Here is an 18,899-nt window from a genome sequence, read left to right as displayed (position 1 = left end):
ACCACTTTTTTGTAAAGATTGTCTTCACTGGCGCAAAATAGTAAATAGTCCCCATGTAACGAAATAGGTCTGCATGTATAACGGATCAGCTTTTTTCACATCTTAATGATGATTTGACATGAAGGAGGAAAACAATCAGTGGAACAGCAGCAGAATCAGCAGCAGCCGCCAGTAAATCAGGGGATGCCGGGTTCACCGCAAGTGAATCACGGAGGACATGAGCTTTTCGATATGCATGAAGTCCTGGCCGGAACAGTCGGCGTCCTGGATCAATTTATGATGCTCAGACAATTTATACAGGATCAGCAGCTGGCGGATATTCTTGACCGCCAATACCAATTCATTCTCGGACTTTATAATCTGACGGCAGAATGCTTTAAGACCGGCCAAAAGCCTTCTCAGGAAACTTCGACATATATGATGAAGGAACAGAACCAAGCCGTGTACGGCATAAAACCGACACAGCCGAAAAAACCGAATCAATCATTAAATGATGTCAAAGATCTCGGGATAAGCGGCCATATGCTCGGCCTGATTAAAGCTCAAGCTTCTCTTTTGACGATGAGCTCGCTTGAAATGACCAATCCCGTGACAAGAAGAGTGCTCTCCGCCCAAATTCAGCAATATGTTGAAATGGCATTTGAAATCTTCCTGTACCAAAACAAACACGGTTATTATCAGGTTCCTCAGCTTAATGCGCAAGATATGCAGACGATGCTGAATTCATTCGGGCCGGCTCAGGGACAGCCGCAAATGCCTCCGATTAAAGGACAAATGGGACAGCAGCAAAACCTGCATTGATTAAGAAACGGCGTTGGATACCCGACTCTCCAATGCCGTTTTCTTTTTTTCATATGTTTTTGTGAAATCATGTTCAAACTGTTTCAGGGTTTCTTTGGTGGCCGCTTCAAAGCCTTTTTCAAAATCCTGTGTTTCGGCGGTTTTGTTGATAATGGTTAAGATAATGCCTTCTCCGAATGTATCGGTTAAATCCTTTATCATATAGAAGCTTTGCAAATATACATCCGTCTCATATTCCATCCGCGATTTCTGCCATTTTCGGTCGGTCGTTAATTGATCAAACGGCACGACGGAAAATGCAATCGGATCAATGACTACATCATAATGCGCAACCCATTCGCTCAGCCCCTCATGAAACCAAAGCGGAAATTCAGACGTAGACGTCCCCATTTGCCGCGTTTTTTGATGAAACGCATAGTGCGTATATTCATGTATAATCAATTGTTTATACATAAAAACGGCCAGCTCATCTTTTTTCAAAAGCTGTTTTTTCTCTTCAGGCAAAAGCCCCATCATCTGCTCCTGCTCTGAATAAAAACCGACTACGTTTTTCAAGCCGGAATATTGCTCAATTTCAGCTTCATCCGCAAAGAAAATAAGTTCAAGAGGCGCTGTTCCTTTATAGCCGACAATGATTTGATTGATACGCTTTGCGTAGTCTAACGTAAGCTTGGTCAGATCCAAGAGCGGCTTTTCATCCGCCGTATAGTAAATCGCTGTATGTTTGTAAATTTCTTTATTCATGTGTTCAGTCACTTGTTCCTTCGTCGGAACAGAGCGGCTGTTTTGGCCTGACAGGACGTACATCAAACTTACTGAAACGGCTGAACTGACAGCCAATATGACAAGGACCCCGCACAGGATCAGAGTGAATGCCGCCCGTTTCCCCATGCCGTCACGCAAACAAGCTCCCTCCCCGATCCTTCAATTTTCATCTCATTCTTTACTTTATGCGCCGGAAGGTTTGGCCGTGACGGCAGATAAAATAAAAAAGCCGCAGCAAATGCGGCTTTTCCATTCATTTATTTATTGGGGTTTGGGAATACACGCTGCACCATTTGGCCGAATTCATCAAACAGACCGGATACCGGGTGGCCGTTTTTGATTCGTTTTCCGTAGCCTTGCATACGTTCCACGAAATCCGGATTCGCTGATACATATACTGTCCGGACATGTTTATCGGCTGATTTCACCTTATCGGTAATCTTATTTTTCAAATGGTTGGCGATGGCGCCTTTTTGCCCGTTTGTCAAAACAACAGCAACATAAGCGCTGTTTCCGGCAACGATTACAGTTGCATTTTTAACTTCTTTCAGATCAGTCACCTTGTCTGCGGCTTTATCAGCAACCCTCAGGTTACGGTTGTTATTATGATCTGCGGTGTTTTGATTTTGACGGTTCCCTGTATTCATATTTGTCGCACCGTCGTTAGGCGTGTTGCGGTAATTTACATTCTGGGTGCGGTTGTCATTTCGTTTTCCTTCTCCCTGGTTTCCCATACTGCACCCTGCGGTAATCAGCATCGGCAGAAGAAGGGCAGAGATAACTGCTTGTTTTTTTATCATGTGAATTCCTCCTTTCTCACTTTACGTATAGGTTTTTCTATTCGGCTGGATTTATGCACGCCGTTTGCATTCTGAGCAGTTTGGATAAATATCAGAAGGAAAGGAAAAGATAAATGTTATCAATAGAATGAGGAGGGATTTAACTTGTTCAGACAAAAAAGAGGCATCAGCCCGACAGCGCTGCTGATCGGCTCATCACTTTTAATTGCAGCTTTATCACCGGAAATCCGCCGCAAAATCACCGGAATGGTTTCAGGCCGAATGCAGCATAAAGATGACGCACACTCCATGCAGCCTGCTGAGATGATTAAGCAGGCTTTCGGCGGAGAATCCGGCGGACAGCAGCACACGGACAAAGCACAGCATTCACAAAGCGGCTCCATGCAGCCTGCCGAGATGATCAAACAGGCTTTCGGCGGGGAATCCGGCGGACAGCGGCACACGGACAACGCCCAGCACTCACAAGACGGCTCCATGCAGCCTGCCGAGATGATCAAACAGGCTTTCGGCGGGGAATCCGGCGGACAGCGGCATGAGCAGACTTCCCGCCAGCACTCCGGCTCATCTTCATCGTCTCATGAACACAGCCGGAGCCATACGGACGGACGGGCAGACCGCCGAAAAGAGACTTCGGCAAAGCCTCACTATACGGAGCCGATTCACTTTGAAGAAAGCGCGGTAAATGTTTTAAATGACAGCACCGTGATGAATATGCTGGAAGATCTGGAACCCGGAAATCATTAAAAATACGCAAGTTCGTTTTTTAACCGATTTGAAGAAGTTCCCTTAATCATAACGCCGGGGAGCGGATAATGTTGCTTCCCGCTAAAAAAGCCTTAACTTCAGGTGAAGTTAAGGCTTTTCAGATTGAGGAAAGAGCTTGCTAACCATGCAGTGCGGCTTCACAGCAAAGTGATGCGCCATGGCTGGTTTTTGCTGATGATCCTCTTTTTATTAAGCTTCTTCAGCTTCAATGACGATTGAGGAATCATTGTAAACCGAGGTATCGGTTTCCTTCGTCATTTTACTTGTTAACAGTCCCGCGGTCATGCTGCCGCTGACATTTAAGGCAGTGCGCCCCATGTCAATTAACGGCTCAATTGAGATGAGCAGCCCGGCAAGCGCAACAGGCATGTTTAAAGCGGATAAGACGAGAAGAGCTGCAAATGTCGCGCCGCCTCCTACCCCTGCTACACCGAACGAACTGATTGCCACTATCGCGATGACCGAAATAATAAATCCGGGTTCAAACGGATTTTGCCCCACTGTCGGCGCAATCATCATCGCGAGCATTGCCGGATAAATGCCGGCACAGCCGTTTTGACCGATCGATAAGCCGAATGAACCGGCGAAGTTCGCAATTCCTTCCGGTACACCCATGCTTTTTTGGGTTTTAATATTGAGCGGCAAAGCCCCTGCGCTTGAACGGGACGTAAACGCAAATACCATGACCGGAAATGCTTTTTTCACGTATGTGATCGGATTTAAACCGCTGAACGTAATCAGCAGCAAGTGAATGATAAACATGACGATGAGCGCGGCGTATGAGGCGATCACAAACATCCCCAGTTTCACAATGCTGTCGATGTCGCTTGTCGCGATCGTTTTCGTCATAATCGCCAACACCCCGTAAGGCGTCAGTCTTAAAATTAATGTCACGACGCGCATAATAATCGCGTAAACCGCGTCGACAATTCCGCTGAATGTCGCGGCGTGCTCCGGCTGCTTCCGTTTCACGCCAAGGAAAGCGATGCCGAGAAAAGCGGCGAAAATAACGACTCCGATGGTGGAAGTCGGTCTGGCCCCGGTGAAATCAAGAAACGGATTTCCCGGCAGAAGCTCAACGATTTGCTGAGGAAGCGTTTTAGCCGTCATATCCTCCGATTTTTGCTGAAGCTCCTGGCCTCTTGATAGCTCAGTGCTCCCCTGGTCGATATGAACGGCCTTCAGATCAAAGGAAAGCGCCGAAACAATTCCGACTGCCGCGGCAATTGCTGTCGTGGCGATCAAAATTCCGATGATCAGGCCGCTGATTTTTCCGATGTTATGGGTCAGTTTCAGCTTCGTAAATGCGCCCAGAATGGAAATAAAGACAAGCGGCATGACGATCATCTGGAGCAACTTGACATAACCGCCGCCGGCGATATTAAACCAATCAGCTGTTTGTGTCACGATATGTGAAGCCGGCCCGTAAATCAATTGCAGTGCAAAACCGAATACAATGCCTAATCCGAGCGCGGTAAAAACACGTTTAGAAAAGGAAACGTGTTTTTTTTGCATCACAAACAGACCTGCTATAAGCAAAAGCATAATGAAAACATGTAAGACTACAAATAAATTCTCCAAAACAGGTAAACACTCCCTTGCTCATTATCCTTACACACTATATTATATGAATTCCGATCGGTCAAGTATGATTTTACAATATATGTATTTTTATAGACTTTTCTCTTTTCTTTCCACCCTTTCTTTAGTAACTTATATAAGGGTGATTGTTATGCTGAAGGAACTGTTTCTTAATTTGACGATTTTAATCACATTTAATTATCTCTTCACCCTTCTTTTTAAAGAGTCGCTGTCGTATAAAGAAGACCGTCCGATGTTTCAATTACTGAAGGGGGCGGCTTGCGGGCTTTTAGGGGTTTTTCTGATTGCTTTCGGCTTTTCTTACTCTGATTCTATCATTGATCTCAGAAATATCCCGATTATCATCGCCGCTCTTTACGGAGGCTGGGTGTCTACGGCAGTTGCCTTTATCATTATCGTGGCAGGCCGTATTCTGATCAATTTCAATGCCATCGCCATTTTTTCCATTGCAGCAGTCGGGATTATTGCCATACTTTCTGTGGCCGTCCTCAGAGGAAAAAAGCCGGATCGCAAAAAGGCGTTCGTTATGCTGCTTTTCTCAAATGTTATTTTCACCCTGACGCTGCTGTTTCTTGTGCCTGAACAGCCTGCCGGGACCCTCGTTTATTATTGGCTCATTTCCACTTTGGGCGGAATGCTGTCACTGTATATCATCAAACACGAAGCCGATGCCCGCCTTTTATTCAAGAAATACAAGTTTCAAGCGAATTATGATTTTCTGACGGGGATTTTTAATAAAAGAAAATTCGAGGAGATCTCGCGTGTCCTGTACGACCGGGCATCTCAATCAGCCTCATCTCAGCTTGCTCTTATTTATTTAGATATTGATCACTTTAAACAGATCAATGATCAATACGGCCATTATGAAGGTGATCAAGTGCTGAAAGAACTGGGGACGCGGCTGAGGTTCTTAATCAGCAGTTCTGATCCGTCAGCCCGTATCGGCGGCGAAGAATTTGCGGTGCTTATACCGAATTGCACGTATACAAAAGGGCTTCACCTCGCAGAAGAAATCAGGCAGACGATGGACGGGAACCCGATTCTGCTGACGAGCGGAGATACAATTTTCGTGACCGTTTCTATCGGCATCGCGCACTATCCGACAAATACGGCGGATCCGCAGACCCTGCCTCTGATCGCAGACCGGATGCTGTACAAAGCGAAAACCTCAGGACGCAATCAAGTGTGCAGCACTGAAAAAAAAGAATGATCGCCGCAGGGAGAATCATTCTTTCTTTTCAGTGACAACGGCGCCCGGTTACCAATGAAAGTTTCAATCCTTCCTCTCCGGCTTTTTGTAACAAATCCCCAGATAAATGGATGACATTCATTGATTCCGATAGTAATGGCTCGATTCCAAGCGGGATCGTGGCATGAAGTAAGCGGCATGATCAAAGTGAAGAGAAACCAGACTCTTTATAATCCGCAGCTTCAAGATAACCTACTCCCTATCTATTTTTATGTACAGCACTGCACCATGCATTCGGGCTCATGATTAAGTTAAGGTTGTAGAGAGCGGCTTTTATGAGCTGCAAAATGTGCTGTTCAATCTCAGATCAGCCTTCCGTATCCGCGCGATTTCGACTTTAAAAATGTTATTTCAAAAAAAGTTACATTTAGCAGTTGTTTTTTCTCCGGATTACTGGTAGAGTAAAGGTAATTATTTTTGTTCGAACTATCTTTAAGAAGAAAGTTTTGTAAGAGTTTTCGTCTTGGAAGTTTGTTTTAGAGCAAGAATAGTGAATTTAAGCGTTATGTCGCTTTAGGAGGAAATTTCATGTTAGAAGGTAAAGTAAAATGGTTCAACTCTGAAAAAGGATTCGGATTCATCGAAGTAGAAGGTCAAGACGATGTATTCGTTCACTTCTCTGCTATTCAAGGCGAAGGCTTCAAAACTTTAGAAGAAGGCCAATCTGTTTCTTTCGAAATCGTTGAAGGAAACCGCGGACCACAAGCTGCTAACGTAACAAAAGCATAAATGTCTTAAAAAAACCTGCCGGTGCAAGCCGGCGGTTTTTTTTATATCAAAAAGCTGTTTTGCCTAGGCAAAACAGCTTTTTTACATCAGGTAGCAATATCCCGTTTTAAGAAGACGCCGAATGCGAGCGCCATAAAAATAATGAAGTAAATCACAAGCATCACAACCGAAAATGTCATCGTCATCCCCTCTGCTAAAGGAGTCCCGTTCATATATTGCGACAAATCCGTGTTCGCGAATAAAATATATTTCGTCCATTCAAATTTCGTGGCAAGAAATACAGTCGCCGTGTTGCCCATAACCAATAGAAAAATAGAGAATCCGACCGCTAATGAGCTGTTTCGGAATACCGCAGACAGCATAAACGCCATCGTCGCAAGCATAAAAGCGGAGACAGATTCATAGATATATGTTTTAGCGAGAAAGGCGATGATATTTTGTTCAAGAACATGGCCGTCTTTGTATACGAGTTGGACATTGGCCGCAGTATCTCCGCCAGTACCGAAAAAGAGCAATCCCAACAGAGCGGAACCGGCAAATAATATCACAAGCATCAACAGACCGAACAGCAGCACCGTCATATATTTAGAAAGCAAAATTTGAAAACGGCTGAGCGGACGGATGGCCAGCAGTTTGATGGTTCCCCAGTTGAACTCATTCGCCACGATGCCTGCTGCGATGATAATCGTGAACAGGCCGGTCAAAACCGTCATCATCGAAGAATCAGCTACGTATGACCACACTGTGTACCCTGTATCCTCGGGGATATTATGATCCATACGGTATTCATTTATCGCGATATTCTGTTTCAGACTATCAATAACAGTCTGATTTCCGGTTTCCTTCATCTGCTGTTTCATTTCTTTGTTTGCGCCCTGGAGCTCCTGCTTCCAATTCGGATTGGCTTCGTTAGAGGTGAAATGGTTTGACAGAAGTGCAAAGCCGGTCATCGCAAGGCCTAAAATCACAATCATAGCCCACGTGCCGACACGGCTGAAGATTTTAATCCATTCATTATAGATCAGTTTAAGCATATTGAGCCTCCTCTTTCGTCCCGCCGGTAATTTCCAGGAAACGGTCTTCTAAAGATTTTGTTATGATTTTCACTTCATATAAGCGGATATTTTCACGGACGAGAAGTGAAATCACATCAGGCACTTCCTGTTTTGACAGCTTGATCTCAAAGCCGTTTGTTTTCTTCACACAGTCAAACTGACTCAGGACGGCAAGCGCCTCTTCCCTTTGTTCAATATGGAAAAAGTATGTATCTTTTTCTTCTGTTCCTTCATCTCTTACCTTTTGAATATCAACAAGCTCTCCTTTTTGCAAAATGGCGATTCGATCGCACATCAATTCCATTTCGGACAGCAGATGGCTCGAGACGATCACCGCCATTCCTTTTTCTCGTGTCAGTTTTTTCAGATGATCTCTGATTTCCCTGATACCGGCGGGATCAAGGCCGTTTGTCGGTTCATCCAGAATCAGCACCTTCGGGTTATGCAGCAGACTCTGAGCAAGACCGAGGCGCTGTCTCATCCCGAGAGAATAGGTCTTTACTTTGTCATGAATTCTGTCCTGTAATCCGACGAGCTCGATGACCTCATCTATTTTTTCTTTCGTAACGCCTTTTACCATTCTGGCGTACTGCTGTAAATTTTTATAGCCGCTCAGGAATTTGTACAGCTCCGGGTTTTCCACGATGGCTCCGATATGCCTGACCGCTTTTGCATAGTTCTTCGTAATGGATTCTCCGCAGATTACGATGTCTCCATGAGACAGTTTCATTAATCCGACCATCATTCTGATCGTAGTCGTTTTCCCCGCTCCGTTCGGTCCCAGAAACCCAAATACTTCGCCTGCCCGGACGGAGAAGCTCAGATCATGAATAATCGTTTGTCCTTTAATCGTTTTCTTTACCTGTTGCAATTCCAATACTGTTTCCAATTAGAATCCCCCTTCTTTTTCGTACGCCTGCATAATGCTTTTATACCATTGCAGCACGGACATTCCTTCCTGCTCCCTGAGCTCTTCGACTTCACGCCGTTCAGCGATTTTCCCTTTTCTGAACACCATCACTTCGTCCAAAAGCGTCTCAATTTCATCGATCTCATGTGTGGCGATGACTACGATCTGACTGTCAAAATCAATATACGATACGAGACTGTTGACGATTGATTCCCGGACCGCCGGATCCAGACCGGAAAACGGCTCATCCAGCAGAATGACGGATGCCTTTCTCGACAGGGCCAGGACGATTTTCAGCCTGCCCCGGCTGCCTTTAGACAGCTCTTTTATTTTCTGCTCCGCTGAGAGATTCATTTCCGATAATAGATTCCGTGCTTTTTCCAGCTGAAAATCCGGGAATTGTGAATGATAAAATGTGAGCATATCACCGACAGTCGTCCGGGCGAAAAACGTATCATGTTCGGTTAAATAAGCCGTACGAAAAAGCATTTTCCGGCTTACGGCACGTCCTCCGATCCGAACAGCGCCCGAGGTGGGAAATGCAAGCCCGGCAAGCATTTTCAGCGTTGTTGATTTACCGCTTCCGTTCGGTCCTAATATTCCGTAGATCTTACCCGGAGACAATGAAAATGATACATCGCTGACCGCGAGCCTGCGGCCGTATTTTTTTGTAACGTGTTCAAAATCAAGATTCATCGTCTGCTTCCTCCGCATATTGTTTGATCCCGTCGAGCATTTCTTCAGGAGATAACCCAAGCTCCGCCATTTCCTGAATAAAGCGTTTGAATACGTCTTTTGTCAGCCTGTCTTTCAGCTCTTCTTTCAGATCGGGCCTTTCAGCTATAAAGGTTCCCTGTCCTCTTCTCGTTTCCACGATCCCCAGCCTTTCCATTTCACTGTACGTTCTTTGTATCGTATTCGGATTCACTTTCATCTGAACGGCCATCTCTCTTACGGACGGCAGTTTGTCACCCGGCGAAAGCTCGTTTCGAATCAGCCGGTAATATACACGGTCGGCAATTTGCAGATAAATCGGCTTTGATGATTGAAATTCACGCTTCATCATTACACCTCAACCTTGCGATTCAGCAGCATTGAGGCCAGCGCGAGACAGAGCGCCGCGAGCACAATCACGGCCAGGAAGCTGAAAAGCGAGATGTGCACGGCGTTCAGCTCCATCGTCCAGCCGGCCAATTTTGTATAATGAAATTCAAAATTTGCATACACTTTTACCGGCCATAGATCGTGTTGAGATGAAGTGAAAGGCGTAATGAGTTTATCGTCAATATAGGCCCAGACAAACGCAAGCGCGATGCAGATCACCCAGCGGAGAACGGGGAAATATTTTAACGAGTGAAAAACAGTCCAAAATACGGCCACGATCACAGATAAGTATGCTGAGCTGATCAGCAGGTAAGCATTCAGTCCTGTTAATGTGCCGGCCAGGGGAATGGTGTGTTCCAGCGCTCCTTTTGCAGAAAGCATCCGGTACATCCAAATACCGTAGCCGGTCAGCGCCATCTGCCCGATAAACTGATACAGCAGTGAGGCCGTCAGCTTGGAAGCCAGCAGATAAAACCCGCCATTCGGATTGTAAAGCCACAGCTGATTTTTCCCTTCTTTGCGGAGGTGATAGTACATAAAAAGCGGCGCCGCAAGAAATTGAAAAAACCCCATTGCCGCAAAAAAGCCGAAAATGACGAGCGGTTCTTTCTGACGGACAGCAATAACATGAGCTGCCGCCGCCCAGAAGATCATGCCGCAAAGCCAAACCGCCAGCCAGACCCATGAAACCTTCGCATCTTTTTTCAGCAGACCTAAAAACGATGTCATTCTTTCTCTCTCCATTCGGGACCAGTGTATGAGTCACATAGTACACTAGATCATCACAAATTACAATATCTTCAATAAAAAAAGGCAAATCCGCTCTTACGCAGATTTGCCTTTTCAATTACTTCTTTTTGTTTTTTAAGGAGAGCAGCGCATCACGATAGCTGCTATCCTGCATTTTGCCGCCGCTTTCGGGATCAGTTGTTTCCTGATCCGTCTCAGAAGTCTTGAACTTCTGAAGCGCCTGACGGTACACATCATCGCCCATTGTATTCTTTTTCTCGCGGGGAGATTCAGATTTTACAACGACGGGAACATGCTCGGCTGAACGTTCCTCGGCCGGATCATGCTTTTCCGGCTGTTCGGCTGTAGTGCCGATCGCTTCTCTCTTTTCTTCTTTGACATCCTGTCCTGCAGCAGTGCTGCGGACATTGAATGTGATAAGAAGTGCAATCACAATGACAGCAGCAATAACCGCTATAATAATGGCCATATAACCCTCTCCTTACTGTCGTCCGGCAGTTAAATTACCTGTGACCTGGCTGACACGTCTGCCAAGCGCACGGCCTAATTGAAGGCCTTCTTCCGTCATCAGCACATCGCTGTCAACCGGGCATGTGACGCCCGCGCCGTAGTAAGAACCGTACAGCGCATTTTCAGGAACGTTGCCGGGAAGACCGACAACAATCATGCCTTGGTGAAACATAGGAGTAATCAGATTGTGCATTGTCATTTCTAATCCGCCATGGGTTGTCGCAGTCGTACAGAATACGGCGCCGACTTTATCAATCAGCTCGCCCTCAGCCCACAAATAGCCGAGTCTGTCGATCCACGCTTTTAAGCCTGAACTGATGGTGCCAAAGTGTCCAGGGCATCCCCAGATAATCGCATCCATGTCTTTCAGCTTGCGGATGTCGGCTTGATCGACATGGTCAATCAAGACTTCAGCATCAGCGTTTTCACTTGCTCCTTCCGCAATGGCTTCGGCAAGGTATTTTGTGTGTTCGCCTTCACTATCGTACACTACGTAAATTTTCATTCAGGAAACCTCCCATTCAGATGATTAAGATTCCTTCACTTCTTTAGGGGCCGGAAGCAATGACAGCTCCTCTTTTTTCTTCGCCCGCTGTTTGTCTTTCCGTACGTCACGCAAGAACAGGCTCAAAACTACGCCGATAACCGCAAAGATCGTCGCCCACATAAACGCGTCATTAATTCCCATAACGTTGGAATTAAGTGAAGCCGTTTTGTAGAGATAGGCATAAACGGTTTGTTTCGCCGCATCAAGCGACATGTTCATGTTGACCATTAAATTCGAAACCGCGCTTTGGAACGACTGCATGAAGCTTGGATCTGCCGTGCTTGTTTTATCCGCAATCTGCGAATAATGCATCGTCGTGCGGTTCGTATAGATCGTTGTGATCAAACTTGTTCCGATTGAACCGCTGATCTGGCGGAGCGTGTTGCTCATCGCCGTGCCGTGGCTGTTCAACCGTGCCGGAAGCTGGTTCATTCCGGCTGTCATTACAGGCATCATTAACAGTGACATACCGAATGCGCGGATGGCATAGACAAGCATGATATGCGTATAAGGTGTGTCAATTGTCAATTTTGTATACTGGAATGTCGTTGCGACCGTAATAACCAGCCCGACGATCGCAAGCGGTCTCGGACCGATTTTGTCAAACAGAATACCGGAAATCGGCGACATGATCAGCATGACAATCGCGCCCGGCAATAGCAAGAGGCCTGATTGCAGCGCCGTAAAGCCGACTAAGTTCTGCAGGTAAATCGGAAGCAGGAACATTCCTGTGTAAAGCGCAACGGTAATAATGATGTTAATCACACTGGAAAGTGAGAAAATATCATATTTAAATACCCGGAAGTCAAGCATCGGTTTTTCAGAGCGCAATTGCTGAATGACGAACGCGGCAATCGCGATGATACCGACAATAACGGTAGACAGAACGATCGGGTCTCCCCAGCCGTCGCTTCCCGCTTCACTGACTCCGTAAAGCAATGAGGCGAATCCGACAATGGATAGAATCGTACCCAAGCTGTCGAGTTTGATTTTTTGCGGTTCCACCAAGTTCTTAAAGAGGAAAAACGCTATGACAATAACGATCGCCCCGATCGGAACAAGGCCGTAGAACATAATGCGCCATGTGTAATGCTCAATGATCCAGCCGGAAAGAGTCGGTCCGACCGCAGGAGCAAACATCATCGCAAGACCGAAAATCCCCATTCCTTTCCCCCTGCTTTCAGGCGGGAAGATAAGCAGAATGGTTGTCATGACCAGCGGCTGTAAGATACCGCCGCCGACCGCCTGAATTAACCGGCCGATCAGCATGGTTGAGAAGTTAGGCGCGATTCCGCAGACTAACGTTCCAGCTGTAAAACAGAACATGGCTACGAGAAAGAGGCTTCTTTGCCCGAACCGGGTAATTAAGAAGGCCGATAACGGAATCAAAACACCGTTGACCAGCATGTATCCGGTCGTCAGCCACTGAATCGTCGTCGCACTCACACCGAACTCGGTCATTAAGTGCGGCATCGCCACGTTAAGAAGCGTTTGGTTCAAGATCGCCAGGAATAACCCAGCCATAAGCACAATAAGCAATGTTTTAGGACTTTTTACTTGATTATCTGATTTAGCCACCTAAGACAACCTCCCTTCATGGTTTGATGACTGATCTGTATTATTCAGAGATTTTTACAGATGCGTTCATACCAGGAAGCACCTTGTCAGATGGGTTGCTGAGTGAAATTTTAACAGGAACTTTTTGCGTTACTTTTGTGTAGTTGCCGCTTGAGTTTGAAGAAGGCAGCATATCAAAAGTTGAATTTGTCGCATAGCCGATTTCTTCTACAGTTCCGTCAAATGTTGTATTAGGGTCACCGTCAACAATGACGTCTACTTTGTTTCCTACTTCAATGTCTCTGATGTCAGTTTCTTTAATGTTTGCAGTGATGTAAAGGTGTTTCATGTCAATTTCTTGGGCAATTGTCGTACCGGCTTGCACCATTTGACCGTTTTTCACTTCGTTTTTCACGATTGTTCCATCCATGATGGCTTTAACGTCAGCATTTTGCTGTCCTTTGATTTTTGCAACAACGTCGTTTTTACTTACTTCTTTCCCCTCATCAAGGTTCCAGTCAGTTACTTTACCCGCAGCAGGAGCTGTGATAGCAGCCATGTCGCCGGCAACTTTTGCTTCATCGGTTTTTACATAGTGCGTGCTTTGATAATAGTAGTAAGCACCTCCGCCTATAATTGCAAGAACAACAATCAAACCGATAATGTTGGTCAGAATTAAACGTCCTCTGTTCATTTTGTTTTCTCCTTTCGTTTCTTCCTCTATCATTTTGTGGAATGATGATAAAAATATGTGGGGATTTTTTTATTTTCCGTTTTTCACTGCACAGCCGTTTGCAAGCTTCGTTAAACTTTCCGCCAGCTTGCGCAGGTACTGCAGTTCAGCGGTATTGAGCTGCCGGTATAAGACTGCCGCTTTTTCGGCGTATTGAACAGCAGCTCTCTTTAGAAGTTCTTCCCCCTCTTCGGTTAACTGAATCATAACAACACGCCGGTCGTCGTGATAGTCGCTCCGAACCATTAATCGGCGCTTATACAGAATATCGGTCATTCTCGTGACAGACGCCGGTTTCAGATCAAGCGACAAAGCCAGCCTTGAAAGCTGCGTGCTTTTGCTCTTATGTATTTTGAACATCAGCAGATACTGCAGGACTGTAATATCAAAAGGTTCAAGAACTGTCTCCAAGATCATTTTCTGCTTTTTGTAAATTGATCTGGAAGTATCAAACAGTTGTTCAAAACTGAGCAAAGCGAGCTCTGATTCAATCACCGTATTTTCACCTCATTCCCTTAATAATAGTTCACAAGATAAAATATTAATAAATGAAAGAAGATTTGTAAAGAGAAAAGTTTTATTTTTAAAGGATTTTTTTTATGCCTTTTTTTCTCTTTATTTTTAATTTAAAAAAGCCGGGTGAAGAACCGCGGCCGCACGATTCTTCACTCGGCTTTATGTTTAATACTTATGCTTTGCTTATACCCGCTTCCTCTTTTTTAAAGAAGCTTTTCAGCGCTTGAAAAACGTCTGATTTCTGCTTTAAGATGTAATATTTAAATTTATCATCTTTGACGTTTTTATAGGCGGACATGAGTGTTGAATGCCTGTTATATTGATTAACCTCACCGTAGCAGAACAGATTCGATTTTTTCATGATGTCATTGACGAGCTTTACGCATCGGGCGTTATCCGATGTTAAATTATCCCCGTCTGAGAAGTGGAACGGATAGATGTTGTAGCGGGCGGGGTCATATTTTTCATCAATTAATTCAAGAGACTTCCGGTAGACGGAGGAGCAGATGGTTCCCCCGCTCTCGCCTTTCGAGAAGAAATCTTCTTCCGACACCACCTTCGCTTCCGTGTGGTGGGCGATAAATTCGATATCTACCGTTTCATACTTTGTCCGTAAAAATCGTGTCATCCAAAAAAAGAAGCTCCTCGCCATATACTTTTCCCATACGCCCATCGAACCGCTTGTATCCATCATGGCTAAAACGACAGCTTTCGATTCCGGCTTCGTCACATCATTCCATGTTTTGTATTTCAGATCTTCCGGATAAATCGGATAAAACGACGGCTTGCCTGACATGGCGTTTCGTTTATAGGCAGACAGCATCGTTCTTTTCTTATCAATATTCCCTGTCAGCCCGGTTTTCCGGATATCATTAAATTCAATATCGGTATGAACGATATTGTCCCTTTCCTTTTGCTGCAGATTCGGCAGTTCTAATTCCTGAAACAGCGCTTCTTCCAGGTCCATCAATGAGACCTCGGCTTCATAATAATCCTCGCCTGCCTGATCGCCGGCTCCCTGGCCTTTTCCGGCCCCCTGCTTTTTATCTGCGCCGTCTCTTGCGACGACATCGCCGATTTCGCTGTCGCCGTCACCTTGGCCGACATGTTTGTTTTTATCATAGTTATAACGGATTTTATATTCATCAAGCGAACGAATCGGGATTTTCACAACATCTTTTCCGTTGGACATAATAATGCTTTCCTCAGTGACAAGGTCCGGAAGGTTGTTTTTTATCGCTTCCTGTACTTTCTTTTGGTGGCGCTGCTGGTCGTCAAAGCCTTTGCGATGGAGGGACCAGTCTTCCTCTGAAATCAAAAAATTTCCGCTGTCATTACGGGACATGAATTCCCCTCCTTAACCGTTATGGTCGTTTTACATGTGTATTCCGGCTTGGTCCTGTTTATGAAACAAGTCCGGCGAAAAGATTTATTCTTATCTTATGCCGGACGGACTTTTCAATTGACAAACAATTTCGAAATATAGACAAAAGAACCCGTCCTTATACGGACGGGCCTTTCATCAATCAAGCATCAGCGGTTGAGCAGGCTTCCGACATACTTCAGCAGTTCATTTGCGCTTGTCGAATTATAGCCGTGTTCATCTATTAACCGCGCCACTACCTCATTAACCTTTTTAAGCTGCTGCTCATCCGGCGTTTTGGTTGAGGTCGTAATTTTCACCACATCTTTTAAGTCTGCGAAAAGCTTTTTCTGAATCGCTTCGCGGAGTCTTTCGTGTGAGTTATAGTCGAAGCGTTTTCCTTTTCTTGCATAAGCGGATATGCGGATTAAAATTTCTTCGCGGAATGCTTTTTTGGCGTTTTCCGAAATGCCGATCTGCTCTTCAATGGATCTCATCAGCTTTTCGTCAGGGTTCATTTCTTCACCCGTCAGCGGATCGCGGAGCTTATTTTTGTTGCAGTACGCTTCCACATTATCTAAATAATTATCCATGAGTGTTTTCGCGGATTCTTCATATGAATAAACAAACGCCTTCTGCACCTCTTTTTTGGCGATGTCATCGTACTCTTTCCTGGCGGCGGAAATAAAATTCATATACCTCTCTTTGTCCTCAGCGGAAATGGACGGATGCTGATCGAGTCCTTCCTTTAAGGAACGCAGCACGTCAAGCGAATTGATGGATTCCATATTTTTTCTGATAATCGTTGAGGAAATACGGTTGATGACATAACGCGGATCAATTCCGCTCATTCCTTCATCATGGAATTCCTTCTTCATATCCTCCAGATCAACGGAATTGTAACCTTCAACGCTTTCTCCGTCATAGAGCCTCATTTTTTTAACGAGATCAATATCAGACCGGTTCGGTTCCTTCAGCCGGGTCAAAATAGAAAACATCGCGGCCACTTTTAATGTATGGGGGGCGATGTGAACGTCAGAAACATCACTTTCCGAAATCATTTTTTCATAAATCCGTTCTTCTTCGGACACCTTTAAATTATAAGGAACAGGCATCACGATGATTCTGGAGTGAAGGGCTTCATTTTTTTTATTGGCGATAAACGAGCGGTACTCCGTTTCGTTCGTATGCGCAACAATCAATTCGTCGGCTGAGATGAGCGCAAACCGTCCGGCTTTAAAATTCCCTTCCTGTGTGAGTGACAGAAGGTGCCACAGAAATTTTTCATCGCATTTCAGCATTTCCTGAAACTCCATCATTCCGCGGTTCGCTTTATTTAATTCACCGTCAAACCGATAAGCGCGCGGATCTGATTCCGAGCCGTATTCGGCGATCGTTGAAAAATCAATGCTCCCCGTCAAATCGGCGATATCCTGTGATTTCGGATCAGACGGGCTGAAGGTTCCGATTCCGGTACGCTTATCCTCCGAGAAGAAAATGCGTTCAACCTTTACATCCTCAATTCTGCCGCCGTATTCTTCTTCAAGCCGCATGACATTAAGCGGAGACAGGCTTCCCTCAATTCTGATCCCGTATTCTCTGTAGAAGTCTTCGCGCAGATGATGGGGAATGAGATGGAGAGGATCTTCATGCATCGGGCAGCCTTTGATGGCGTAAACTGCCCCGTTGTCTGTCAACGAGTAGGCTTCAAGCCCTTTTTTCAGCATGGTGACAAGGGTTGATTTCCCGCCGCTGACAGGCCCCATTAATAGTAAGATCCGTTTTCTTACATCGAGCCGCTTGGCAGCCGGGTGAAAGTATTCCTCCACGAGCCGTTCCAGAGATTCTTCAAGGCCGAACAGTTCCCGCGAGAAAAAACTGTATGTCTTTTTCCCGTCATCCTCCTCGATTCCGCTGTCTTTTATCATATTAAAAACGCGAGAATGAGCAGACTGCGCGACCAATGGATTTTCTTTTATGATCTCCAAATAATCAGCGAACGTCCCTTCCCATTTGAGACGCTGCTCTTCCTCTCTGTACTTTTCAATTTTCTTTAATATATCCATAAGAACCTCCTCTATCATGGTTAATGCACTAGAAATAAGGTACTTTGTTACAATCTATGCGGTGACGTGATAATACATGCTTTTCGTTTCTTAAAAATAAAGGCGGCTCAAAGGCGGTCATTGACAAGGGTCTGGTGCACCGTTCATAATGAAAGAAATACAGTTTCATCCAGACTCGGACATCAAATGGAAAAGCAAAGAGGAGGAGAAATGATGAAAACGATCATCTTACTGGGGGTCATTCTCACTTTTTTAGTATCCATTTTTACGGCGGGTTACGACAGCAAACCTGAAAACGAATAACGGCAAAAAGGGTGCTCCTTATGAAGAGCACCCTTTCCTGTACAACATAACAATGTTTCACATTTGAATGTGTTCTTGGACAGTTGATTTTTCATGGGCTTTGCAGCTTGTTTGATACTCGATTTTTCCGATTTTGCAGCCCGGGCCGATTTCCACACGCTTTCCTCTGACGATGTCCGCTTCCGTGTATTCGAGGTAAATCGTATCTCCCTCGATCAATTCAGCCGAAAGCATGCCGGCTTTCCGTTTCAGAAAACCGGGTTTCCGCCTGACTGTGATCGATGTACCGCCGATTTCCTTCACGTTGCTTCGGTCATAACGCAAATGGATATTGACGTCTCCCGCGTTTAACAATCCCGCCACATTGATACAGCCTGTTACATGAAGCTGCTCTGTTTCGCAATCACCGCCGACGGTGAGACTTCCTTTAATATGACACTGCTCTCCCGCGGCCCCGCCGGAAATGTCTGCAAGTCCTTTCAGCCTCAGCGTGGTGAAACGCATGGAGCCGCCGATTTTCAGCGTGCCGATCACATTTGCGGAACGTGCCGATAAATCTCCATCAGTTTCATGTTCCCCGAAAATTTTCAGCCGATTAATTTCGGCATCTCCGAGAAAACGCCCCGTACCGAATATCCGGCAGCGCTCGCTTTGAAGTCCTTCGCCCACAATGCCTTCTCCTTTAATGCTTACATTCTCGTAGGAGCCCCCGGCGGCGTGTCCGGCTCCGTACATTTTTAAATGACTCAATTTTTTTGTTGTGTCCACTGAAGC

The 18,899-nt window shown here is 45.4% G+C and carries 20 protein-coding genes; 4 read left to right on the top strand and 16 right to left on the bottom strand.

What is annotated here, in order from left to right:
• The first annotated feature begins 138 nt into the window (after window positions 1-138).
• Entirely contained in the window at window positions 139-801 is a 663-nt protein-coding gene (locus tag ABDB98_RS04620) for a spore coat protein (protein ID WP_047476627.1), read from the top strand.
• On the opposite strand, the gene ABDB98_RS04615 is transcribed toward ABDB98_RS04620, so the two are convergent.
• The gene (locus ABDB98_RS04615; RefSeq protein ID WP_438421495.1) at window positions 802-1,704 is read right to left on the bottom strand and encodes a hypothetical protein; all 903 of its coding nucleotides are present in this window, start codon (window positions 1,702-1,704) and stop codon (window positions 802-804) included.
• Between the two features lie 119 nt (window positions 1,705-1,823).
• On the bottom strand, window positions 1,824-2,366 hold the full coding sequence (locus tag ABDB98_RS04610; protein ID WP_438421494.1) for a YhcN/YlaJ family sporulation lipoprotein: 543 nt from the start codon (window positions 2,364-2,366) through the stop codon (window positions 1,824-1,826).
• 144 nt (window positions 2,367-2,510) lie between these two features.
• Between ABDB98_RS04610 and ABDB98_RS04605 the strand changes: the two genes are divergently transcribed.
• A complete protein-coding gene (locus ABDB98_RS04605) occupies window positions 2,511-3,110 on the top strand; it encodes a hypothetical protein (RefSeq protein ID WP_438421493.1) in 600 nt (199 codons plus the stop codon).
• A 210-nt stretch (window positions 3,111-3,320) separates the two neighbouring features.
• Here the strand turns inward: ABDB98_RS04605 and ABDB98_RS04600 are convergent, their stop codons facing one another.
• Complete coding sequence (locus ABDB98_RS04600) at window positions 3,321-4,712, bottom strand: L-cystine transporter (protein WP_016938422.1); 1,392 nt, start codon at window positions 4,710-4,712, stop codon at window positions 3,321-3,323.
• Window positions 4,713-4,863: 151 nt separating this feature from the next.
• Between ABDB98_RS04600 and ABDB98_RS04595 the strand changes: the two genes are divergently transcribed.
• Together ABDB98_RS04595 and cspB are read left to right on the top strand one after the other, a co-directional pair.
• Entirely contained in the window at window positions 4,864-5,943 is a 1,080-nt protein-coding gene (locus tag ABDB98_RS04595) for a GGDEF domain-containing protein (protein WP_438421492.1), read from the top strand.
• Window positions 5,944-6,510: 567 nt separating this feature from the next.
• Complete coding sequence (gene cspB / locus ABDB98_RS04590; RefSeq protein WP_003155376.1) at window positions 6,511-6,711, top strand: cold shock-like protein CspB; 201 nt, start codon at window positions 6,511-6,513, stop codon at window positions 6,709-6,711.
• A gap of 86 nt (window positions 6,712-6,797) precedes the next feature.
• Here the strand turns inward: cspB and ABDB98_RS04585 are convergent, their stop codons facing one another.
• From ABDB98_RS04585 to ABDB98_RS04525, 13 genes are all read right to left on the bottom strand, one after another.
• A complete protein-coding gene (locus tag ABDB98_RS04585) occupies window positions 6,798-7,745 on the bottom strand; it encodes an ABC transporter permease (RefSeq protein ID WP_438421491.1) in 948 nt (315 codons plus the stop codon).
• On the bottom strand, window positions 7,738-8,655 hold the full coding sequence (locus ABDB98_RS04580; protein ID WP_438421490.1) for an ABC transporter ATP-binding protein: 918 nt from the start codon (window positions 8,653-8,655) through the stop codon (window positions 7,738-7,740). Before ABDB98_RS04580 ends, ABDB98_RS04585 begins: the two co-directional genes overlap by 8 nt.
• Window positions 8,656-9,372 (bottom strand): ABC transporter ATP-binding protein, encoded by a 717-nt coding sequence (locus tag ABDB98_RS04575; protein ID WP_060963218.1) that lies wholly within the window; start codon window positions 9,370-9,372, stop codon window positions 8,656-8,658. It lies immediately after the preceding gene.
• Window positions 9,362-9,739, bottom strand: a complete 378-nt coding sequence (locus ABDB98_RS04570) for a GntR family transcriptional regulator (protein ID WP_049628808.1) — start codon at window positions 9,737-9,739, stop codon at window positions 9,362-9,364. The genes ABDB98_RS04575 and ABDB98_RS04570 overlap by 11 nt, the downstream gene beginning before the upstream one ends.
• A gap of 2 nt (window positions 9,740-9,741) precedes the next feature.
• Complete coding sequence (locus ABDB98_RS04565) at window positions 9,742-10,509, bottom strand: hypothetical protein (RefSeq protein WP_438421489.1); 768 nt, start codon at window positions 10,507-10,509, stop codon at window positions 9,742-9,744.
• A gap of 118 nt (window positions 10,510-10,627) precedes the next feature.
• Window positions 10,628-10,999 carry a hypothetical protein gene (locus ABDB98_RS04560; protein WP_438421488.1) on the bottom strand — a complete coding sequence of 124 codons (372 nt, stop codon included), beginning with the start codon at window positions 10,997-10,999 and terminating at the stop codon, window positions 10,628-10,630.
• Between the two features lie 12 nt (window positions 11,000-11,011).
• The gene (locus tag ABDB98_RS04555) at window positions 11,012-11,545 is read right to left on the bottom strand and encodes an NAD(P)H-dependent oxidoreductase (RefSeq protein WP_016938430.1); all 534 of its coding nucleotides are present in this window, start codon (window positions 11,543-11,545) and stop codon (window positions 11,012-11,014) included.
• Window positions 11,546-11,569: 24 nt separating this feature from the next.
• Window positions 11,570-13,165, bottom strand: coding sequence for a DHA2 family efflux MFS transporter permease subunit (locus ABDB98_RS04550; RefSeq protein WP_438421487.1), 1,596 nt, complete (start codon window positions 13,163-13,165; stop codon window positions 11,570-11,572).
• A 40-nt stretch (window positions 13,166-13,205) separates the two neighbouring features.
• On the bottom strand, window positions 13,206-13,871 hold the full coding sequence (locus ABDB98_RS04545; protein WP_007610259.1) for an HlyD family secretion protein: 666 nt from the start codon (window positions 13,869-13,871) through the stop codon (window positions 13,206-13,208).
• A 36-nt stretch (window positions 13,872-13,907) separates the two neighbouring features.
• Entirely contained in the window at window positions 13,908-14,372 is a 465-nt protein-coding gene (locus tag ABDB98_RS04540) for a MarR family transcriptional regulator (RefSeq protein ID WP_438421486.1), read from the bottom strand.
• A 193-nt stretch (window positions 14,373-14,565) separates the two neighbouring features.
• Window positions 14,566-15,738: a sporulation protein YhbH gene (yhbH, locus tag ABDB98_RS04535; protein WP_438421485.1), complete on the bottom strand. Its 1,173-nt coding sequence runs from the start codon at window positions 15,736-15,738 to the stop codon at window positions 14,566-14,568.
• 188 nt (window positions 15,739-15,926) lie between these two features.
• On the bottom strand, window positions 15,927-17,822 hold the full coding sequence (prkA, locus tag ABDB98_RS04530; RefSeq protein WP_016938434.1) for a serine/threonine protein kinase PrkA: 1,896 nt from the start codon (window positions 17,820-17,822) through the stop codon (window positions 15,927-15,929).
• 360 nt (window positions 17,823-18,182) lie between these two features.
• On the bottom strand, window positions 18,183-18,893 hold the full coding sequence (locus ABDB98_RS04525; protein ID WP_438421484.1) for a hypothetical protein: 711 nt from the start codon (window positions 18,891-18,893) through the stop codon (window positions 18,183-18,185).
• Between the last annotated feature and the right edge of the window lie 6 nt (window positions 18,894-18,899).

The sequence above is a fragment of the Bacillus siamensis genome, assembly GCF_051628075.1.
Taxonomy (GTDB): domain Bacteria; phylum Bacillota; class Bacilli; order Bacillales; family Bacillaceae; genus Bacillus; species Bacillus siamensis.
This window is presented reverse-complemented; position numbering and strand designations above follow the sequence as displayed.

Coding starts and splice junctions, on each gene's coding strand:
- ABDB98_RS04610 (WP_438421494.1), bottom strand. CDS start 2,366: ATGATAAAAAAACAAGCAGTTATCTCTGCCCTTCTTCTGCCGATGCTG.
- ABDB98_RS04595 (WP_438421492.1), top strand. CDS start 4,864: ATGCTGAAGGAACTGTTTCTTAATTTGACGATTTTAATCACATTTAAT.
- cspB (WP_003155376.1), top strand. CDS start 6,511: ATGTTAGAAGGTAAAGTAAAATGGTTCAACTCTGAAAAAGGATTCGGA.
- ABDB98_RS04585 (WP_438421491.1), bottom strand. CDS start 7,745: ATGCTTAAACTGATCTATAATGAATGGATTAAAATCTTCAGCCGTGTC.
- ABDB98_RS04575 (WP_060963218.1), bottom strand. CDS start 9,372: ATGAATCTTGATTTTGAACACGTTACAAAAAAATACGGCCGCAGGCTC.
- ABDB98_RS04570 (WP_049628808.1), bottom strand. CDS start 9,739: ATGAAGCGTGAATTTCAATCATCAAAGCCGATTTATCTGCAAATTGCC.
- ABDB98_RS04565 (WP_438421489.1), bottom strand. CDS start 10,509: ATGACATCGTTTTTAGGTCTGCTGAAAAAAGATGCGAAGGTTTCATGG.
- ABDB98_RS04560 (WP_438421488.1), bottom strand. CDS start 10,999: ATGGCCATTATTATAGCGGTTATTGCTGCTGTCATTGTGATTGCACTT.
- ABDB98_RS04555 (WP_016938430.1), bottom strand. CDS start 11,545: ATGAAAATTTACGTAGTGTACGATAGTGAAGGCGAACACACAAAATAC.
- ABDB98_RS04545 (WP_007610259.1), bottom strand. CDS start 13,871: ATGATAGAGGAAGAAACGAAAGGAGAAAACAAAATGAACAGAGGACGT.
- yhbH (WP_438421485.1), bottom strand. CDS start 15,738: ATGTCCCGTAATGACAGCGGAAATTTTTTGATTTCAGAGGAAGACTGG.
- prkA (WP_016938434.1), bottom strand. CDS start 17,822: ATGGATATATTAAAGAAAATTGAAAAGTACAGAGAGGAAGAGCAGCGT.